The sequence below is a fragment of the Acinetobacter sp. 22512 genome (genome assembly GCF_052044755.1).
In the GTDB taxonomy this organism is placed as follows: Bacteria; Pseudomonadota; Gammaproteobacteria; order Pseudomonadales; family Moraxellaceae; genus Acinetobacter; species Acinetobacter pittii.
Genome location: NZ_JBQENP010000027.1, coordinates 18,154 through 37,112, shown reverse-complemented (window position 1 = coordinate 37,112; position 18,959 = coordinate 18,154). Strand labels below are relative to the sequence as shown.

Annotated in this window: 18 protein-coding genes and 4 pseudogenes; 3 read left to right on the top strand and 19 right to left on the bottom strand. The window is 37.1% G+C overall.

What is annotated here, in order from left to right:
* The 11 genes and pseudogenes from ACTJJG_RS17925 to ACTJJG_RS17875 all read right to left on the bottom strand — a co-directional run.
* The coding region (locus ACTJJG_RS17925; RefSeq protein ID WP_440608991.1) for an ISNCY family transposase at positions 1-668 on the bottom strand (668 nt) is incomplete at its 3' end.
* Between the two features lie 625 nt (positions 669-1,293).
* Positions 1,294-1,410: pseudogene (locus ACTJJG_RS17920) on the bottom strand (transposase); the annotation flags it as partial.
* Positions 1,411-1,596: 186 nt separating this feature from the next.
* The gene (locus ACTJJG_RS17915; RefSeq protein WP_000221360.1) at positions 1,597-1,890 is read right to left on the bottom strand and encodes a type II toxin-antitoxin system RelE family toxin; all 294 of its coding nucleotides are present in this window, start codon (positions 1,888-1,890) and stop codon (positions 1,597-1,599) included.
* Complete coding sequence (locus ACTJJG_RS17910) at positions 1,880-2,125, bottom strand: type II toxin-antitoxin system RelB/DinJ family antitoxin (protein WP_000246757.1); 246 nt, start codon at positions 2,123-2,125, stop codon at positions 1,880-1,882. The genes ACTJJG_RS17915 and ACTJJG_RS17910 overlap by 11 nt, the downstream gene beginning before the upstream one ends.
* A 256-nt stretch (positions 2,126-2,381) precedes the next feature.
* Positions 2,382-3,284 carry a hypothetical protein gene (locus ACTJJG_RS17905; RefSeq protein ID WP_000466974.1) on the bottom strand — a complete coding sequence of 301 codons (903 nt, stop codon included), beginning with the start codon at positions 3,282-3,284 and terminating at the stop codon, positions 2,382-2,384.
* A gap of 207 nt (positions 3,285-3,491) precedes the next feature.
* Positions 3,492-4,004: an SMI1/KNR4 family protein gene (locus ACTJJG_RS17900; RefSeq protein WP_001089570.1), complete on the bottom strand. Its 513-nt coding sequence runs from the start codon at positions 4,002-4,004 to the stop codon at positions 3,492-3,494.
* A 131-nt stretch (positions 4,005-4,135) separates the two neighbouring features.
* A complete protein-coding gene (locus ACTJJG_RS17895) occupies positions 4,136-4,654 on the bottom strand; it encodes a tetratricopeptide repeat protein (protein ID WP_000447196.1) in 519 nt (172 codons plus the stop codon).
* Between the two features lie 409 nt (positions 4,655-5,063).
* Positions 5,064-5,234 (bottom strand): annotated as a pseudogene (locus ACTJJG_RS17890) (IS3 family transposase); the annotation flags it as partial.
* 185 nt (positions 5,235-5,419) lie between these two features.
* Complete coding sequence (locus tag ACTJJG_RS17885) at positions 5,420-5,704, bottom strand: putative quinol monooxygenase (RefSeq protein WP_000155817.1); 285 nt, start codon at positions 5,702-5,704, stop codon at positions 5,420-5,422.
* A 20-nt stretch (positions 5,705-5,724) separates the two neighbouring features.
* A complete protein-coding gene (locus ACTJJG_RS17880; RefSeq protein WP_002120211.1) occupies positions 5,725-6,723 on the bottom strand; it encodes a zinc-binding alcohol dehydrogenase family protein in 999 nt (332 codons plus the stop codon).
* 73 nt (positions 6,724-6,796) lie between these two features.
* Positions 6,797-7,537, bottom strand: a complete 741-nt coding sequence (locus ACTJJG_RS17875) for an SDR family oxidoreductase (RefSeq protein WP_001059480.1) — start codon at positions 7,535-7,537, stop codon at positions 6,797-6,799.
* A 135-nt stretch (positions 7,538-7,672) separates the two neighbouring features.
* On the opposite strand from ACTJJG_RS17875, the gene ACTJJG_RS17870 reads away from it, so the two are divergent.
* Complete coding sequence (locus ACTJJG_RS17870; RefSeq protein ID WP_001180108.1) at positions 7,673-8,572, top strand: LysR family transcriptional regulator; 900 nt, start codon at positions 7,673-7,675, stop codon at positions 8,570-8,572.
* Positions 8,573-8,622: 50 nt separating this feature from the next.
* Here ACTJJG_RS17870 and ACTJJG_RS17865 read toward each other — a convergent pair whose 3' ends face one another.
* The 8 genes and pseudogenes from ACTJJG_RS17865 to ACTJJG_RS17830 all read right to left on the bottom strand — a co-directional run.
* The gene (locus ACTJJG_RS17865) at positions 8,623-9,639 is read right to left on the bottom strand and encodes a zinc-dependent alcohol dehydrogenase family protein (RefSeq protein ID WP_000009381.1); all 1,017 of its coding nucleotides are present in this window, start codon (positions 9,637-9,639) and stop codon (positions 8,623-8,625) included.
* The gene (locus ACTJJG_RS17860; RefSeq protein ID WP_001038516.1) at positions 9,629-10,624 is read right to left on the bottom strand and encodes a zinc-dependent alcohol dehydrogenase family protein; all 996 of its coding nucleotides are present in this window, start codon (positions 10,622-10,624) and stop codon (positions 9,629-9,631) included. Before ACTJJG_RS17860 ends, ACTJJG_RS17865 begins: the two co-directional genes overlap by 11 nt.
* Before the next feature lie 485 nt (positions 10,625-11,109).
* A pseudogene (locus ACTJJG_RS17855) lies at positions 11,110-11,800 on the bottom strand (IS5 family transposase).
* A gap of 195 nt (positions 11,801-11,995) precedes the next feature.
* Entirely contained in the window at positions 11,996-12,910 is a 915-nt protein-coding gene (yddG, locus tag ACTJJG_RS17850; RefSeq protein ID WP_000925802.1) for an aromatic amino acid DMT transporter YddG, read from the bottom strand.
* Positions 12,911-12,922: 12 nt separating this feature from the next.
* Positions 12,923-14,215 carry an MFS transporter gene (locus ACTJJG_RS17845; RefSeq protein ID WP_000794339.1) on the bottom strand — a complete coding sequence of 431 codons (1,293 nt, stop codon included), beginning with the start codon at positions 14,213-14,215 and terminating at the stop codon, positions 12,923-12,925.
* Between the two features lie 56 nt (positions 14,216-14,271).
* Positions 14,272-15,510: a M24 family metallopeptidase gene (locus tag ACTJJG_RS17840; RefSeq protein WP_001094923.1), complete on the bottom strand. Its 1,239-nt coding sequence runs from the start codon at positions 15,508-15,510 to the stop codon at positions 14,272-14,274.
* Positions 15,511-15,625: 115 nt separating this feature from the next.
* Complete coding sequence (locus ACTJJG_RS17835; RefSeq protein WP_000941154.1) at positions 15,626-16,585, bottom strand: GlxA family transcriptional regulator; 960 nt, start codon at positions 16,583-16,585, stop codon at positions 15,626-15,628.
* Between the two features lie 166 nt (positions 16,586-16,751).
* A pseudogene (locus ACTJJG_RS17830) lies at positions 16,752-17,330 on the bottom strand (DDE-type integrase/transposase/recombinase); the annotation flags it as partial.
* Positions 17,331-17,419: 89 nt separating this feature from the next.
* On the opposite strand from ACTJJG_RS17830, the gene ACTJJG_RS17825 reads away from it, so the two are divergent.
* Positions 17,420-17,695, top strand: coding sequence for a metal/formaldehyde-sensitive transcriptional repressor (locus ACTJJG_RS17825; protein WP_001133624.1), 276 nt, complete (start codon positions 17,420-17,422; stop codon positions 17,693-17,695).
* A gap of 21 nt (positions 17,696-17,716) precedes the next feature.
* Positions 17,717-18,829: an S-(hydroxymethyl)glutathione dehydrogenase/class III alcohol dehydrogenase gene (locus ACTJJG_RS17820; protein ID WP_000842149.1), complete on the top strand. Its 1,113-nt coding sequence runs from the start codon at positions 17,717-17,719 to the stop codon at positions 18,827-18,829.
* Positions 18,830-18,959: the final 130 nt, after the last annotated feature.

The window sequence follows — 18,959 nt, the reverse complement described above, 5'->3', positions numbered from 1 at the left end:
GATGAGTGTCTATAGTTTACCAAGTTAAAACCTCCTGTTTTCTCAGCACACATCAGTTTGTCACTGTAAAATGCCAATGGCTTACCATGCTGTTCGATATATAAACGTGTCGAAATCATATAGTCAAAGGCTGACTCTGACGCACAGAAGCGTAAATGCTGCAATTTTCCTGTGGCATCATCGATGAATACTAGCAGACAGCATTTAGGTGCTCGACCTTCAAACCAATCATGGTGTGAGCCATCAATTTGGATCAATTCACCATAACAATCTCGGTTATAACGAGGCTGATATGGTCGTTTCAGGCGCTTGCAGCGAGGGATCCATAAATCGGCTGCAATCATCCAGGAACGCAGGGTTTCTACTGAAAGATCGAATCCATGCACGGTGGTGAGCTTTTCATGCGCTAAAGTGGGTCCGAAACCATAAAGTTGATCTGAAACAATATTGAGACACTTAAGTCTGAGTTCTTCAGGAAGTTTAGAATTGCTGATTTGGCCACGACCGGCATGGGCTAATGCAGCGGGACCTTGAGCTTTGTATTTCTGCAGTAAGCGTCTGATGTGACGTTCTGAGATATGAAGTAGCTGAGCAGCCTGGGATTGAGTTATACGTTGATCACAGATTTCTTGCAAGACCGACAATCGTTTAAGTTCTTTATCCGACATAGACACCAACATATCAAACCGTCCGCTAAGGAAATTGCAAAAGCGCATATTCTAAAAGCGGACATTTTTACTTTGGAGAAACCGGACATTTCTATTTTGGGCTTACAAACACATTTCGTATAACGCCCATTATGTTAAATGGATTAAAATTGAGTCATTTATCTGAAAGGATTTTTAAGATGTTCCTTCACTATAGAAATAATTAATAGTATACCAATCAAAACTAGAACTGCTATAAGAATCCAAAACATACAAACCACAAATATTAAACATTAATAATACAATAATAATATTTTTCTGAGCATAAAGTAACTGATATTTAGATTATTTTACAAGCTCAGGCTTTTGTTAAGTTTTAATTAACAGTAAATTTTTTCTAATTGGTATAAATTTAGAAGTAGTAAGCTATTTAATTGTTTCTTATGGAAAAAAGTAAAGAATCTTTATCTAAGAAAAGGTAAGCACAAATTTATTTTGCAATCAATATTCATTTGTAGGGCTAAGTTTCAAAAGTGGACGAATGAAGAGATCAATGAAGTGATAGAGAAAACTATATATGAAGATAAAATTAGGGTGTAGGAGATTTTAAGAGAATATTCTAGAAATATTTAGGGCGTGTTATCAATTAAGCCTGGTAGATCGCTGATAAAAAGTTTTGAGCCAATTTATCATAGCGTGTGGCAATAGCACGATACTGCTTGAGCTTGGTAAAAAATTTCTCGATCAGATGTCTTGCCTTGTAGGAGGCATCCCAGTATTGGGCTATATTTTGCAGCAGAACAAGCTGACAAAAAAATGTATGAGAATAAGCAAAAAATTAAATCAGCTTTAAAATTAGTTGCAGAAGCTATCTAAATTTTATATTAACTAAAAATTAACATAATACACCTTATACGAGGTCAAAAATGGGAGCTTGAAGCTCCCATTTTTAGTCTTTAATGCGTTTTTTTGCTTCGTCATAAACTATGCTGTCAGCTCGTTTCCCAACGGTGATGAGCAAGATAACTACCTGATCATCTTTGACTTGATAGACCAGTCGAACTCCAGTCTTTAGTAATTTAATTTTATAACATCCCGTGAGATCACCTCTAAGCATATTCTTGGGAATATGTGGCTGCTCTATGACCTTGGCGAGTTTCTTCTTAAATTGATCTCTTATAGCACTAGGAAGCTTTTCCCATTCAGCTGTGAAGTCCTTATTACGTAAAAGCTTATAAGTCATCTAAAGTAATTTCCTCGAACATTTCTTTAGGATCATTCATACGTTTACGAACAATCGCTAATAGCTCGGTATCCTCTTCTGAGAGTAAAGCTTTTTGTACAGGGAGTTTCCCAGTCGCTGCAATGTATTCAAGGACATTTGTAAAAAACTCAGTAGGTGCAATACCTTGTTCTCTAAGAACTGAATAAGATTTTTCTTTAAGGGCTTCATCAACCCTGAAGTTAACAGTAGCCATTATTTTTTTCCCATTTATTGAATGTATGGGGATATTGTAATGCGAATTGCATTACATAGCTAGTTTTTATAACAGCCATTATGTTAAATGATGAAATTTTAGATATTTTTACTAAAAAACGATATAGAACAGTAAAAGTAGCTGAGCAAACCTCGATCTAAGCAAGATCGAGGTATGGATTTTAGTTTTTATAGCTAGGAAATAGTAAAAACTTTATCTTAAATATAAGCGCTTATGTAAATTATAGACTACTATCTTACAAGCCTGATTTAGCTGTATTCACTAAATGTGAAGAAGTCTGTCTGTCTATAACAATATAATATTTATTGATCCACTCTAGTGCTTTATCTAATGATGATTCTTGAAAAGAGACTTGCTCTTCTCTAGAAATAGATTGGCCGATTAGAATGACTCTATTAAAAAAGCCTTGATCAACAGCATCAAAGTCAGCTTTTGAACATATTCCTTGAGAATACATGCCAGCATAAGCGATACGAAGAGCGTAAAGTAAGGGCATAAAAGTACTATGTGATGGCTGTTCATATAAGCTACTTAAATAATCCTCAAGGTCTTTGAACATGTCATAGTACTTTCCTTGTGCTGTATGGTTTGAAGGAGTAATAATTTTTGTTAAATCATCGGGTTCTAGGATAGTTTTTTTACTAGCTCCTTGTATTGAGTTAATGACATCAAACCATGCTTGAATTTCACCTTCTGGAAGATAAGAACTTCCAACCTGAATGTAGCTTTTTGCAAAAGTTAAACGGCTACTATTTAATGTGTTTTGATTTGCCTCTATTAACCTTTTTATAAGCGTACATCTTATTTTTACAGCCTCATCTATTCCTAACTCCTTAATCAACTGGGGGCTGACACTATTATTTAATATTGATAGTGGGCTATTAGGTAAGTCCATTGCAGATTCTTTATTTAATGCATTCCTATATTCAATTTCATGAAATTGTGAAAAATCTACTAGTTGTTTTCCATCATTGTTCCCTTGTGATGCTCCACAAAGTTCCTCAATTAAAAAAAGATAAAGCTCATTGGGTGATTTAATACTATTACTTAATTCTAAGTAGGCATTATTTATGAATTTTTCTAAGTAAACAGGGTTTTTTAAGGAGTTTTGCTTTTTAGAAGAAAAAATACCAAACATATATTGCACTCTTTAAATTTCTTTTAATTATTATACTGTTTTTATCCATTAGAAATATCTAAATTTTATTAATAGGAACTGTATAGATTTTCTAAAATTAACATAATACGCGTTATATGAAATTCAAAAAATGATACTATTTTTATGATAATTAAATAAATTTTAGGTGAACATAAGTTAAATAGAGCTTATGTCCGCCATATAATTTTAAGGTTCCCAGAATTTATCACCCTGAGTTTCATAAAATTTACTAATGAATTCTTGAAAAGTATTAGCAACAATGTACCAATCTTGTCTTTGATCTATAGGTAAGACAACAAAAATAGAGCCGTAATCATCACTATTAGGATCACATCGAACTAACAATAAGTCTGAATCTCCATAGAATTCTCCAATAATTAAGTCACTTTGAAGAGCGTCATTATTACGATTAATTTTATAAATTTTTGAAGCAAAAATTACTTCCTCAATAGAATATAATTTTAAGCCCCATTGTCCGTATTCTTGATCTTTAAATAGATCTGCACCATTAGATACTGTATAAAAATCCTCTAATACTTTTGGTAAAAGTACTTGGGGTATTTGTGAGTAAATTTTGCTTTTTAGGTTTAATGAACACTGCAAAGGAAAGGGACATTCCATACCTCTCTGAATAGCTTTCTTAGGTTCAATCTCCCATTCATTATGTATTTTTGCTATAATTTCATGAACACTATTCATTTATTAAACTCTTAAAAATCCTTAACTTTTACTAAAATTAACATAATACGAGTTATACAAAGCCTGAGCCAATTTCCTACGTTTTTTGCTTCGTGTAACCGCCATTATGTTAATTTTAGGAAGTCTTAAGACTAATTTTCAGACTTATCCCACCAACTTTGAGCTAAATCAGTATTTTTAGGAATGCCTATACCATCACGATACATAACGGAAAGACTTCGCATTGCTTTCTTATTACCTAACTTTGCAGCCTTTTCACGAAGTTCTAAAGCTTTCTTAATATTAACTTCTATTCCGCTATCTGCGCGAGTATATAGGTCAGCTAACTCAACCATTGATTCAGAATGACCATTTTCTGAAGCTTTCTGAAACCACTTAAAAGCTTTTTGGAAATGTTCTAAAGAATCGTTTTTGTCATCATCCTCTATTAATCTAGCATAGGTAACATATCCATCAGCTAACCAAAACATTGCTGCTACATTTCCATTTTCAGCTGATTTAATAGCCCAAATTTCAGCTTGATTTTCATCTGAATCAACACCATGACCATATAGATAAATCTCAGCTAATTCTAACTGGGCAGAAGTATCTCCACTTTCTGCTTTCGCTAATAAATCATTAGAAAAAACAGGTTCTGCAAATGTTTCCATTGAAAGGCAAACTCCTAAAGCCATAAAAATATTTACTAATTTATTCAATTCTTAACCTTTAAATTAAACTCTTAGGCTTGTATGTTTTTACATCATACCTAAAAGAGAACTCTAAAATTAGAGTATATTTTTAGTCCTATTTAACATAAAAACTCTTATACGAAATGCTATTTTTATTCCTTTAAAAATCAATTTTTTATATACTATTAAAAAGCTCATTTACCCTCGAATGGGCTTTTTTAATGATTTTTTATGTTCCACGCTTACTATTTGATCAATGTTCCACGGTTTTAATAAGCCAAGGTGAACAATCAGATCAGCCATACGGCTTAAAGAATCGGCTCCCAAAGCCTCTTTTTTCCGGTTAAGGCTCTACGTGTTCAGGAATAGGAATTCGCTTATTCTCGATTACCCAGTTTAGTGTCGCAAGTTGTACATCTTCTAAACCTTGCCAATCTGCTTTTAAATATTCAATCACCTCTGTTTTGTATAAGCCATTCACCGTTTCAGCCAAAGCAATATCATATGAATCACCAGTCGTACCGACTGATGCTCGTAAATTTCCTGCCTCTAAACGATGACATTGTTGTCAAAATGCAGGGTATTGGTGGCTCCCCTTAGGGGCATAATTTGTTGAAGCCTAGGTTACTACTAAAAAATTAAAAAAATATTAAAAAACAGGAGCTTATAGCTACAATTTTTATGTTAGCTTTCTAAGTCTCTATGTTAATTTGAAGAATACTTCATCATAATGTCCGAATACAGCTATATTTTTTTGATTTCTATAATATCACTTGATTCAATTAGCGATTGGATATTACCAAATAAACTTTGAATATAATCAGAGGCTATATGGATATCTAAATCCTCCCTGCTACGCCATTCTTCTAAGAAGAAATATCTACTCGAGTCATTTTCGCTAATATAAAGCTCATATTTCAAGCATCCTTCTTCTTGAAGCGTAAGCTCTATTACACTTTTTAAAAGCGCTTCTAACGTCTCTTTTTGATCTGATTTTGCCTTAAAGTTCGCAATTATTGAAATAGTCATTATTTCACCTTGAATTTGTTTTAGAAGTTTTCTAGTACAATTTTGCCTTTTGACTTGCCTGATTCAAGCAACTTATGCGCCTTCTCCAAGTTTGCAGCGTTAATTTTTCCTAGATTTTGGTTGAGGGTACTTCTAATTTTTTGCTGGTCAACTAATTGGGCAACCTGTTGCAATAGATTACCTTGCTTTTCAATATCATCGGTTTCATACATTGAACGGGTGAACATCAACTCCCAATGGATAGAAATAGATTTAGTCTTAAACGGCATAATATCAAATGCTTGTGGATCATCGATCAATCCAAGCTTGGCTTGTGGTGCAATCAGAGAAACTATTTGCTTGATATACGTTTCTGTATGATTTGTAGAGAATACATATTTTGGTTTTTCAATGCCTAGTGTCTCGATTTGTACATTTAAATCTTTGCTATGATCAATGACATGGTCGGCACCAAGTGATTCCACCCAAGATTTCGTTTCTTCACGTGAAGCTGTTGCTATAACGCTCAGATTTGTTTTTGCTTTTAGGAGTTGGATAGCAATTGAACCTACACCGCCTGCACCACCAATAATTAAAATACTGCCAACTTCTGTTTCTGAAATTTGAAACCGATCAAACAGCATTTCCCATGCCGTTATTGCAGTTAATGGCAATGCTGCTGCTTCTGCATTAGATACTGTAATTGGTTTAAGACTGATAATTCGTTCATCGACTGCTTGAAACTCAGCATTACTACCATCTCGGGTTAAATTGCCAGCATACCAAACAGAATCTCCTACTTTAAACGAGGTAACTTTTGAGCCAACTTCGATAATTTCCCCAACGGCATCCCAACCTAAAATACGATTATTTGCTTCAGACGAATTTTTTCTCACTTTAGTATCAACTGGATTCACAGAGATTGCCTGAACTTTTACCAGTACATCACGTTCCTTAAGCGTAGGCTTCGCTTTTTCAATATCTACCAATGAATTTTTAAAATCATCATGGTTATTTATAACATACGATACGGCTTTCATAGATTTGTCCTCAACTTTAAAAAAATATAGTAAAAATGGGAGCGAAGTACTCCCATTTTATGTTATTCAATAATTAAAACTCTTGGCTCGTTGGGCGCAAAACAATTTCATTAATATCTACATCCGCAGGCTGTTCAATTGCATAAGCAATTGCTCGAGCGACTGAGTCAGCTGGTATGGCTTGTTTGTAGAAATCAGTAACAAACTCTGAACTTTCTTTATGAGAAGAACCAAATTTTAGTTCTGACTCAATTGCACCAGGCTCAATAGTAGTCGTTCTAATTGTTCCCCCAACTTCATGACGAAGGCCTTCAGAGATGGCTCTTACAGCAAACTTAGTACCGCTATAAACAGTACCTCCTGGACTAAATACTTTTAACCCTGCAACAGATGCGAGATTAATAAAGTGTCCAAAGTTTTGTTTTTGGAAAACAGGCAGTGTAGCTGCTATACCATAAAGAACACCTTTAATATTAATGTCGATCATACGATCCCATTCATCAACTTTTAGCTCACTTAATGGTGCAATAGACATTAATCCAGCATTGTTTACCAATACATCGATTTGACCAAATGCGCTTAATGCCTTTTCAATAAGTGCTTGTACTTCATGTGGTTTGGTTATATCCATACCAATAAATTCAGCTTGACCACCTTCAGCACGAATGTCGTGAACAATAGCCTGTAATTTTTCAGTACGTCTAGCACCAAGTACAACCTTTGCACCTTTTTTAGCAAGTAAGCGAGCAGTAGCTTCACCTAAACCACTACTTGCACCAGTGATAACAATAACTTTATTTTCTATATTATTCATATAAGTAACCTTCAACCTATCTGTCAATCATATTTGATGGGTTAAGTATTACAGCCTTGTCAGGTATAATAAATGAATAATATTATCTTTCAGAATTCCTATTTACGGAATAATTACCATAACACAGGATTGGACATGCAGAACAAATTGGAAATGATGCGTATCTTTTGTGTCGCAGCAGAGTCTCGAAATTTTAAGGAGGCAGCAACTCAGCTAGGTATTTCCCCACAGGTAGTGACACGGGCAATAAAAGAGCTAGAAGAGCAGCGCGGAGAGATTCTGTTCTACAGGAGTACTCGACAAATTAAAATTACCGCTGATGGTGAGCGTCTGGCAAAGCAAGCACGTTTTGCGGTGGGATCAATCGATGCTTTGCTTGTAAAAGACACCAAGGAAAAACGAGATGAAATGCGTGGGACTGTCCGTCTTACTGTGTCGTCTGTGTTAGGGCGTAAATTGGTAATACCTGCACTAGCAGAATTTGCCACACGTTATCCAGATATTGTCGTTGATTGTGTGCTAACAGATTCACACTCGGATGTGATCGATGAGCGGATAGATATCGGGATCAGATTTGGATTTTTGCCGGACAATCGATATGTGGCAAAGGAATTGGCTAAAGTGAACTTTTATTCTGTGGGTACGCCAGAGTTAATTGATAAGGTTGGAATGCCCAAAAAAATTATTGATCTTGATAAATACCCTCTAACAGCACTAGTCGATCATAAAACAGGGCGTTACTGGCCATGGACATTCACCGAAAGTCGAAGCTTTACGCCATCAAAGCCCCGTTTTATTACAGATGATCTAGAAGCTGAATTTCAAGCTATTCTCGCTGGAGTCGGATTCGGACACATGCCTGGATTTCTAGTTTTGCCGTGGCTTAGGAGTGGTAAGCTCATTCAGATACTTCATGAGGAAAACTCTCCCGTTTGGCGCCTGTATTTATATCGTCCACAGCGGGGCCCGACACCTTTGCGAATCCGAGCATTGTTTGATTACTTAGCGGAAGTGCTGGGCCATATAGAAACTTGAATCAGATGTAACTAACCTTTTTTTTAGAAAGTAGAAATCAGATAAGACCATCATGTATTTAGAGTAACTACAATTTTTCCTATTTGCTGATTTGATTCAAGATAGCGCTGAGCGTCATGCATGTCCTCAAAGTTAAAGCAACAGTCGATCACTGGACGAAGATATCCTGCACCTATACTGCTAAGAATAAATCGTCTGGCTTGCTCCCTTAGAACAGGGTCATGGAGAACCTCAAGGAATAAAAAACCTCGCATGGTTAAGCTTTTGCGTAATGCAACTTTAAGGGGAAATGGTGTGATCTCCGGGCTAAGTGCACCATGCATAACCATAGTTCCTCCCACAGACATCGCTTTTGCAATCTGTTCAATATGTGGCCCTCCCACAGCATCGAAGGCGACATCAAGATGTTCTCCACCTAAACGTAAAACAAGCGCCTCATACAAATCTGGTTCATCTTCACGGGCTATAACATTTTTAACACCGAGATCCAGTAAACGTTGCTTTTTCTCTATCGTCTGTGTACTTGCAATGACCTTAGCATCCGCTGCTTCAGCTATCTGTATCGCAGCTAGTCCTACGCTACTTGAAGCTGCTGTGATCAAGATCGTTTTTCCTTTCGAAACTCCACCAGCATGGATTACACCACCCCAAGCCGTCAAATACTGCATCCAGATTGAAGAAGCTTCTTCCCAGCTTAAACTATCAGGTTTGTGAACTAAAAAAGTTTCTGGAATCAGAAGCTTGTCCGTATATGTCCCATATTTGGCTAGATTGTCAGTCGGAAGAATCGATACTGCATCTCCTGGAGAAAATTGGCGTACACCTTCACCTATCGCAAGAACTATGCCTGCTCCCTCATATCCCAGACGAGAAGGGAATACTGCCTTTTGAATATAAGTACCACGCCGAAACATTACATCAGCCCGGTTGAGTCCGATCGTTTTCATCTGTATTAGAACTTCTCCTGCGGCTGGTAAAGCAACAGGAAGTGTTTCTAATGTCAGAACATCTGTATCTCCAATACAATTGAAGCGCCAAGTCTTGGCCTGAAGTGCGTTAAATGACATCAATAACGACCTTAATATTGGCAGAGCGATCTTGAACAGCATCATGAGCCTCAATCGCTTGGTCTAGAGTAAAATGACGAGGATCAACAATAGGACACAGTTTACCTTCCTCAACGAGACGGGTAGCGATCTTAAGGACATCACCATGATGAGAACGGCGATTGCCTGTTAACATCGGCAATAGGACGAATACGCCAGACAGTGTGGCACATCGTAGAGATGAACTCGCTAAATTATGATTACCAAATGCAGCACAGCTGGTAATGTGGCCATAGTGAGTTGTCATGGAAAGTGAGGCTTCGAGTACTGGACCACCCACAGTGTCGTAAACAATGTTAAAGCCTTGACCCTCAGGGCTTGCAGCAATAATGTCATCGGAAGATGCTGTTGTGTAATCGAGAGGTGTTGCACCGAGTTCTGAAATCAGCGATTGATCAGCTGTACGACCAGTCGCCCAAACATTTGCATCAAGTGCTTTTGCAAGCTGAACAACCATATAACCAACGCCACCAGCACCACCCTGAACCAGTACAGTTTGCCCTGGTTGAACCTTAGCATTATCCACTAAACCTTCCCAAGCGGTGAGGAACGTCAATGGTAGTACTGCTGCCTCGCGCATAGAGATATTCCGTGGCTTTAATGCGATCAGATCAGCATCTGCTACAATATATTCTGCTAAAGATCCTTGAAGATTACGAACGCCACCAATCAGACCGTAAACTTCATCTCCGACGTTGAAGTGAGTGACACCTTCACCAATAGCAGTTACAACCCCAGCCATATCTGTTCCCAACACGGCAGGAAGCTCTGGCATAGCATATGGTGCTTCACCAAGACGAATTTTATAATCAATAGGGTTTACACCACTAGCATGAATACGTACTAGAACTTGCCCAGCCTCTGGTTGAGGTATAGGGAGTTCTACACGTGTAAATTCATGATCACCAAAATTTTCTAGGATAAGAGCACTCATCATCTTATTCATAGTTGTTCCTTATTCATAACTGGGGGTTGATATGCACAGTACCAAAGTAAAATAATCCAATAAATGATATTTATAGGATTTAATAATTCCTAAATAATGAATAATAAATATCATCCGCTCACTAAAAATAATCTAGTACAGTCTGTAAAGGCATTTTTAATCTAAACTATCGGTAGTATTTTTAAGGTGTGATACGTTCAAAATATCTACAAAGTGGCTAAAAGTTGGAAACATAATTCTAAAAGGTCACAGCATTACAAAGAACATGAGCCAAAATAAAAAAATGGGAGCTAAAGCTCCCATTTTTTTGTGACTTTTGTATAAGCTCTACTATGTTTATTTAAAAAAATTAAAAATAGAGACAGAAAATTTTCGCTAAAGACCTTTTTGATTTTTCGATTTATAAAAAGTATTGCTTTTTATACTATGGGGCACTATAGTATAAAAACTAAAAAATAAGGAGGTCTGATGTCTAGGGCATGTCCTCATTTGGCTTTGCACCAAATTAACATGCAAGCAATGTAAATCATAGACTGATAATTTCGTGCAAGCTTATCAAATCGGGTCGCTATCGCTCGGAAATGTTTTAATCTCGCAAAGGCATTTTCAACTAGATGACTTAAACGATATTAATACCGATCAAATTCTTTATTTTCTCTCTTACTATTTGATTTCATTGGGATGATCGGCACAATATTTTGCTTTCTTGGCAACGTCCTAATTTTTTCCGAATCATAACCTTTATCTGCAATCAGATAATCTGCCTCACCAATCAACTACTCCGCAACTTGGCTGTCATGGAGTTCACCTCTAGTGATTTTAAAATCAATCGGCAATCCATTCGCGTCGGTTGCAAGATGAATTTTTGTGGTTCTTTCACCTCTAGACCGTCCAATTGCTCGCTTGAAACCGTGCCGAGCTCCACTTGCATGCTGATGCGCGCATATGTAGCTTCCCTCAATGAATACTCATTCTTGATCCAATACGCCTCGTAGTTTAAAAAAATTTACCCCACAAGCCCTTACTCGCCCAACGATTAAAGCGGTTATATGCTGTTTTCCAAGGACAAAATTCTTCAGGAATATCACGCCATGTTGCATCTGTACATAATTTCCATAAGATGGCTTCCATGATATTTCTACCGTTCTTTGAACAATAACAACCATGAAATTGCATCGTAGACTGGATTTGTTGTCAAATATCATCGGTGAGTAGAGTTCGTGCCATTGAGAAATATACAAATAAAAAGAGGTTAAATCATTCTTTTAAATCTTTAAAATCAATTTTTCAAATGAGGACACGCCCTAATAGATAAACAGTTTCAATATCTTGACTTCGCTTAAAGTCTAGTATGTTAATTTTAGTATAACTCTAAATAATTTGTTTCTTTCGAGTCGCTAACCAACACAAAACTGCTCCTGCTGTCACCATTGCAACACCTTGCCAAAAGATAAAAGATAAGGACGTACTTAGAATTAATGCCGCAAACAAAGCTGATAGCACGGGAATAAAATAAGAAGCTCCAGCCATTAACGTCATGTTCCCTGAAATAATTCCAATATTCCAAGCACCATATCCCAAACCTAAAGCACCAGCTGCCATAATCAGAGTGACTGTATTGTCATAAGTAAAATTAAGAGCTGACCCACTCATGAGAAGGTATTTGATCCATAGTACAACTCCAGTCAAGGCAAAAAATATAGTGACTAGATTTTTACCCTGAGATGTTTTTACTGTCACAGAACAATATGCAGCCCACAAAATAGCAGCAGCAAAAGCTAAACCATAACTAAGAGGATTAGCTTTTAAATTAGTAAATATCTGAAAAAAATCAAATCCAGTATCTCCTCCTAATACCCAACAAATTCCAACTAAAGCGAATATGCAGCCAGGAATAATTAAAATATTGGCCTTAACGTTGTTAAAAATAATTGCGAATAGTAGAGTAAATGTTGGCCATAGATAATTAATCATGCCGACTTCGATTGCTTGTCTACTGTTTTGCGCATAGCCAATAGAAAGGGCAAAACATAATTCATAAGCAACAAATAAAAGGCTTCCCCACCATAAATAGGATTTTGGGATGGTAGAAAACTTAGGCATACCAACCATGAAAACTAAAATCATGGATGCGACACTGTAAATTAGAGCAGCACCAGCTACAGCTCCAAAGCTCTCACTGACACTACGCATTAAGCCTACATTTGTACTCCAAAATATGACAGCTGTAAGACCAATTAAAGTCGATATATTTCTATTGAATGTAGGGAGAGCATTTAAAAGCATAACCTATTCCTTTTAAGCCTTAGCATTGATTAAATGATGTGATTTCCTCTCTAATAAAGCCATACTTGCAAAAATTGCAACTATAACTAATAAGATACTAGGTGCTAAGGTATTAGCTGTTTGTTGAATTAACCAAGTTGCAACGAAAGGAACTGTTCCACCTAACAGTGCATTAGCAGTATTAAAACTAAAGGCAAAACCGGTATAGCGCACTTGTATAGGGAATTGTTCTGTTAAATATGCAGGTAAGCTCCCATCGTTCATTGCTAATAATGTGCAGAACATGAGCTGAATGATCACCATTTCAATAAAACTGGCAGTTGAAAGTAAGTAGAACAAGGGTACAGTCAGTGCTATAAAGCTTAGACCTGCCCAAAGCAACATTTTCTTACGTCCAATTCGATCTGAATATTTGCCCATCACAAAAACTACAGCAATATAAAATAGCAATGAAATTGACCCTGATATAAAGGCTTGGGATTTATTTACACCTAACTCTGTAGCTAAATAATTTGGCATATAACTAAAAATAAGATAGAAGGCGGTGGCATTTAAAGATGCAACTGCAAATGCTTTAAAAAGTGCTGGTTGATACTGAGTAAATAAGGCTTTGATTGGAAAATTTTCTTTGTTGCTATTTTTTTGATGTTCTAAAAACTCTGGGGTTTCTTCTAACTTTACACGGATATAATACCCGATTAAACCTAATGGTGCTGCCAATAAAAATGGAATTCTCCAACCATATTCGTGTAAAAACGCCTCTGACATGAAAGCGAACATCGCCGCTGCCATTAAAGAGCCGAGTAGTAAACCCGTTGCAGTACTTGCAGGAACTAAACTGGTATAAAGTCCTCTTTTTCCCTTAGGGGCGTATTCTGCAAGAAAATTTGCTGCACCAGCATATTCACCTGAAGCGGAGAAGCCTTGGATCATCCGGAATATTAATAACATAATCGGTGCAAAAATACCGATACTTTGATAACTTGGTAACAGTGCAATACATACCGTAGCCAGTGTCATTAATATAATCGACCACGATAGTGCATTTTTTCGACCAAATTTATCCCCAACATGCCCCCAAAAAATACCGCCTAATGGACGAAAAATAAATGAAATTGCAAAGATCGCATATGTAGCCATTAATGCGGTTAAAGGGTCACTTTTCGGGAAAAAAACCACTGCAATAACTGTTGCCAAAAAACCATATGCAGCATAATCAAACCACTCCACAAAATTACCAATAAAGCTGGCGCTAGCAACACGTCTTAGAGTATTTTTTTGCTCTATTTGATGATTGTTTTTCATTCTATTTACTCCTAATTAAATAGGCACTCATTTTCAGAGTGCCTATTTAAAATCTTTTATTTGATAATGTTATGTTCTGGACCATATGGGAATTTGGTAATATTTTCATTTCCTGATTCTGTAACGACCAAGATATCATGTTCACGGTAACCACCAGCCCCAGCCATTCCTTGCGGAATCATAATCATAGGTTCCATTGAAATCACCATGCCTGGTTCTATCACCGTATCAATATCTTCACGTAATTCTAAACCGGCTTCACGACCGTAATAATGTGATAACACACCAAAGGAATGTCCATAACCAAATGTGCGGTACTGCAATAAACCTTCTTCATAGAAAATTTCATTTAACTCTTTAGCAATATCACTGCAACGTGCACCTGGGCGAATGAGTTTTAAGCCAGCTTCATGCACCTTGACATTCGCCTCCCAAATTCGTAATGAAGCATCATCACAGTGATCAAAGAACTGTGTACGCTCTAAAGCTGTATAATAGCCAGCAATCATAGAAAAGCAGTTTAAACTTAAAATATCACCTTTTCGGACTTGGCGGGTTGTAACAGGATTATGTGCACCATCCGTATTAATGCCTGATTGAAACCAAGTCCACGTATCCATGAGTTCAGAGTTTGGAAAACGTTTGGCAATTTCACGTACCATGGATTGAGTAGAGGCTAAAGCCACTTCATGCTCTGGCACACCTTCACGAATTGCTGCAGTCACTGCAAAACCACCAATATCACATACTGCAGCACCTTGGGTGATATGTGCAATTTCTTCAGCAGATTTAATCATGCGTAGCTTCATGCATGCGGCACTAATATCCACAAACTGCACATTCGGTAAAACTGCTTTTAACTTGTTTAAACGTTCTAAAGGTAAATGATCAAACTCAATTCCTACACGGCCTTTATTTGGAATTTCTTGTGTAACCGCTTTAAAATAGTTATCACGCTGCCAGTCAGTATAAACTACGTTATAGTCGCCAATCGTACGACGCCAAGGTTGCCCAGCATCAATATTTGCTGAAATTGTCACCACTTTTTCTGGGCTAACCACCAGACCGTAGAAGCGCCCAAATGAACAATAAATAAAGTCTGCATAATAGTTAATGTTATGGATTGAACTAAATAGAATATGATCAATTTCTAGCTCTTCCATTAGTTGGCGTAACTTGCTCTGTCTATTTTGATACTCAGATAATGAAAATGTTGCAGAAACTTTTTCACCATTTTCAATGGTTAATAATGATGGTAGTTGTGAAGCAACAAAATTATTTACTAAAGTATTCATATATTTTCCTAGATCAATGTAATGTAATCAATGAGCTAAGCTTATGCAGAATATGAATAGGGATTTTTGCTAAAAGCGTCAAAAAGTTGTCAAAAACCGACAAGACTAAAAAACACTAATGAGCAAAATCCAGAATGTTACGTTCAAATTTGGGGGAATAGTTAAAAAAAGCTTTATAGGCTTTAGTAAAACTAGATACATTACAAAAACCACATGCCAAAGCAATATTTGAAATGTTTAACGTAGACTGTTTAAGTAGATTCTGTGCATAGGTGAGTCTTAGTTTTAAATAATATTCTTTTGGAGCCAATTGTAGATTCATTTTAAACAAGCGCTCTAAAGTACGCGGTTGAATTTTTACATGCTGTGCAATTTCAGCAATAGTTAAAGGCTCATTAATATTATTTTCCATTAAGCGCAATACTTCTTGAATCTGAAAATCAAGTTTTTTCTTATGTTCAGCAATAGGTTGATGTTGAATTTCATTGCTCTCACGCACTTGATGAACAATAAATTGCTCACAGATTCTTTTAGCAATATTTGGATAGTGTATTTCAACAAGTGCCAAGCCTAAATCAATCGCTGCAAGCCCACCAGAACAGGTAAAACGGTTCGCATCAATGGTAAAAATATGTGGGGTAAACTGTACTAATGGAAACTCTTCTTGTGCCGCTAAGGTATTTTCCCAATGAAGGCTAGCACGAAAGCCATTTAGTAGATTGGCTTTCGCTAATACATAAGCGCCTGTACATAAACCACCTAAAGCAATTTTTTGTTGATCCAACCTATATAAAAAATTCTTTAAGCGTACTGTCATATTTTTATAAAGTTGAAAACCACCACAAATAAAAACTATATCCATGTTCAGTAAATGTGACCAAACACAGGTATGTTGTATTTGAAGACCATTGCTTGCGCAGCTATGATGACCATCTAAACCCGTTACATTCCATTGGTATAAATTGTCTTCTGTAACATAATTAGCCATACGCAAGACTTCAACCATGTTTGAGAAAGCAATCATTGAAAAGTTATCGAGTAATAAAAAACCAATACGCTTAGAGTTTTGTAACATAAATTTAATGTTCTTCACTTTTTTCAATATTTTTATAAAGCAATTTTGAGACCACAATTTTGATTTTTTCAGATTTAAAAGTCACTTTTGTCTTTATTTCCATGAGGCTTTGTTGCATAAAGCCTTTGATAGCAGAGTGAACCGTACTGGGTTTGTAGGAGACTTTTTATTTAAGTTGGGCCACCTGAACTAACGGGTTAATTTTATCATAATACTTTGTTTCAAAATCAAAAGGCGATACATAACCAATGCACTGTGTACACGCTTTTTATTGAACCAATCTACCCAATTTAATATCGCAAGTTGTACATCTGCTTTTCAATAGTCAATCACCTCAGTTTTGTATAAGCCATTCACCGTTTCAGCCAAAGCATTATCATAGGAATCACCAGTTGTACCGACTGATGCTCCTAAATTTGCTGCCTCTAACAGGAAAACGAATAGAAAGATATTGCACACCTCTATTTAAATCATGAATTACATTCTTTGGCATACATCGGTCACGTAATACTTGCTCCAGTGCATCAAGCACCATATCTCTATTCATCCGTGTTGATACTTTCCATCCAACAATTGCGCGTGAGAACACATCAATAATAAGGGCGGTATAGACCTAGCCTGAATTTGTTTGAATATAGCTGAAGTCTGCGACCTGACATACAAAAAGCACTGCTTCGCAAGGGTCAGGATGATCAGCACTAAAATTACGGTTCACCAAGCCAACTGCCCGTTTTTGGTCATCTCGTACAAAGCCTTTTCGATTTATAAAAAAATATTGTTCTTTTTTATACTATAGGGTACTATAGTATTAACACTAGCAAATAAGGAGGTCTGATGCCTAATCAGGTTGAAGACAAAAAAAAGATTCTTCTACGCGTCAGAAAGATCAAAGGTCAGACGCAAGCGATTGAAAAAGCGTTAGAAGACAATGTGGAATGTGGTGCAATTCTGCAACAAATATGCTCTGTGCGCGGTGCTATTAATGGTTTAATGAATGAAATGTTGGAGGTTCATTTAAAGGACACTTTAGTATCAGGTGAAACCACAGAACAACAACGAAAAGAAGAATTGGCTGAAATCGCCAAGATTTTAAAATCATATTTAAAATAGATCTGTATAAGGAATTATTCCATGAAGTCACGTGCTGCTGTTGCGTTTGGTCCTGGTCAACCTCTTCAAATTGTTGAAGTTGATGTTGCACCACCGAAGAAAGGTGAAGTATTAATCAAGATCTCCCATACCGGTGTGTGTCATACAGACGCATTTACTTTATCTGGCGATGATCCTGAAGGTGTTTTTCCCGCTATTCTCGGGCATGAAGGTGCTGGTGTTGTAGTTGAGGTTGGTGAAGGCGTGACTAGCGTCAAACCAGGTGATCATGTAATTCCACTTTACACTGCTGAATGTGGCGAGTGCGTATTCTGTAAATCTGGAAAATCGAACTTGTGTATTTCCGTTCGCGAAACTCAAGGTAGAGGCGTAATGCCAGATGGTACCACTCGTTTTTCCTACAACGGTCAACCGATTTACCACTATATGGGCTGCTCAACGTTCAGTGAATACACTGTAGTGGCAGAAGTATCATTGGCTAAAATCAATCCTGAAGCCAATCACGAACATGTCTGCTTACTGGGTTGTGGGGTAACAACGGGTATCGGTGCAGTACATAACACGGCTAAAGTACAAGAAGGTGATAGTGTTGCGGTCTTTGGTTTAGGTGGTATTGGTTTGGCAGTCGTACAAGCCGCACGTCAAGCTAAAGCAGGGCGTATTATTGTGGTTGACATGAATCCAGATAAATTTGCGCTGGCAAAAGAGTTTGGTGCAACGGACTTCTTGAACCCTAAAGATTACGATAAACCAATCCAGCAAGTAATTGTCGAAATGACTGGCTGGGGTGTAGATCATTCATTTGAATGTATTGGTAACGTGAATGTGATGCGTGCAGCCCTTGAAAGTGCACACCGTGGCTGGGGACAATCCGTAATTATTGGTGTAGCTGGCGCAGGTCAGGAAATCTCTACCCGTCCATTCCAACTGGTTACTGGTCGTAAATGGCTAGGTTCTGCCTTTGGTGGTGTAAAAGGTCGTACGCAACTTCCAGGAATGGTTGAAGATGCCATGAAAGGTAAAATTCAATTAGAACCATTTGTGACACATACGATGGGCTTGGATCAGATCAATGAAGCCTTTGATCTAATGCATGAAGGTAAGTCAATTCGTACTGTAATTCATTACGAATAATTGCGTCAGACCTTATACTTTTCCATGCATGTGCATCATGAATGACATGCATGGAATCCTCTAAAACGGCACATCATCTGTAAAACAGATCTATCTGTGTAGGCATCGTGTATAGGTTCAATAAACCTGC

Coding starts and splice junctions, on each gene's coding strand:
- ACTJJG_RS17915 (WP_000221360.1), bottom strand. CDS start 1,890: ATGACTTATAAGCTTTTACGTAATAAGGACTTCACAGCTGAATGGGAA.
- ACTJJG_RS17910 (WP_000246757.1), bottom strand. CDS start 2,125: ATGGCTACTGTTAACTTCAGGGTTGATGAAGCCCTTAAAGAAAAATCT.
- ACTJJG_RS17905 (WP_000466974.1), bottom strand. CDS start 3,284: ATGTTTGGTATTTTTTCTTCTAAAAAGCAAAACTCCTTAAAAAACCCT.
- ACTJJG_RS17900 (WP_001089570.1), bottom strand. CDS start 4,004: ATGAATAGTGTTCATGAAATTATAGCAAAAATACATAATGAATGGGAG.
- ACTJJG_RS17895 (WP_000447196.1), bottom strand. CDS start 4,654: ATGGAAACATTTGCAGAACCTGTTTTTTCTAATGATTTATTAGCGAAA.
- ACTJJG_RS17885 (WP_000155817.1), bottom strand. CDS start 5,704: ATGACTATTTCAATAATTGCGAACTTTAAGGCAAAATCAGATCAAAAA.
- ACTJJG_RS17880 (WP_002120211.1), bottom strand. CDS start 6,723: ATGAAAGCCGTATCGTATGTTATAAATAACCATGATGATTTTAAAAAT.
- ACTJJG_RS17875 (WP_001059480.1), bottom strand. CDS start 7,537: ATGAATAATATAGAAAATAAAGTTATTGTTATCACTGGTGCAAGTAGT.
- ACTJJG_RS17870 (WP_001180108.1), top strand. CDS start 7,673: ATGCAGAACAAATTGGAAATGATGCGTATCTTTTGTGTCGCAGCAGAG.
- ACTJJG_RS17865 (WP_000009381.1), bottom strand. CDS start 9,639: ATGTCATTTAACGCACTTCAGGCCAAGACTTGGCGCTTCAATTGTATT.
- ACTJJG_RS17860 (WP_001038516.1), bottom strand. CDS start 10,624: ATGAATAAGATGATGAGTGCTCTTATCCTAGAAAATTTTGGTGATCAT.
- yddG (WP_000925802.1), bottom strand. CDS start 12,910: ATGCTTTTAAATGCTCTCCCTACATTCAATAGAAATATATCGACTTTA.
- ACTJJG_RS17845 (WP_000794339.1), bottom strand. CDS start 14,215: ATGAAAAACAATCATCAAATAGAGCAAAAAAATACTCTAAGACGTGTT.
- ACTJJG_RS17840 (WP_001094923.1), bottom strand. CDS start 15,510: ATGAATACTTTAGTAAATAATTTTGTTGCTTCACAACTACCATCATTA.
- ACTJJG_RS17835 (WP_000941154.1), bottom strand. CDS start 16,585: ATGTTACAAAACTCTAAGCGTATTGGTTTTTTATTACTCGATAACTTT.
- ACTJJG_RS17825 (WP_001133624.1), top strand. CDS start 17,420: ATGCCTAATCAGGTTGAAGACAAAAAAAAGATTCTTCTACGCGTCAGA.
- ACTJJG_RS17820 (WP_000842149.1), top strand. CDS start 17,717: ATGAAGTCACGTGCTGCTGTTGCGTTTGGTCCTGGTCAACCTCTTCAA.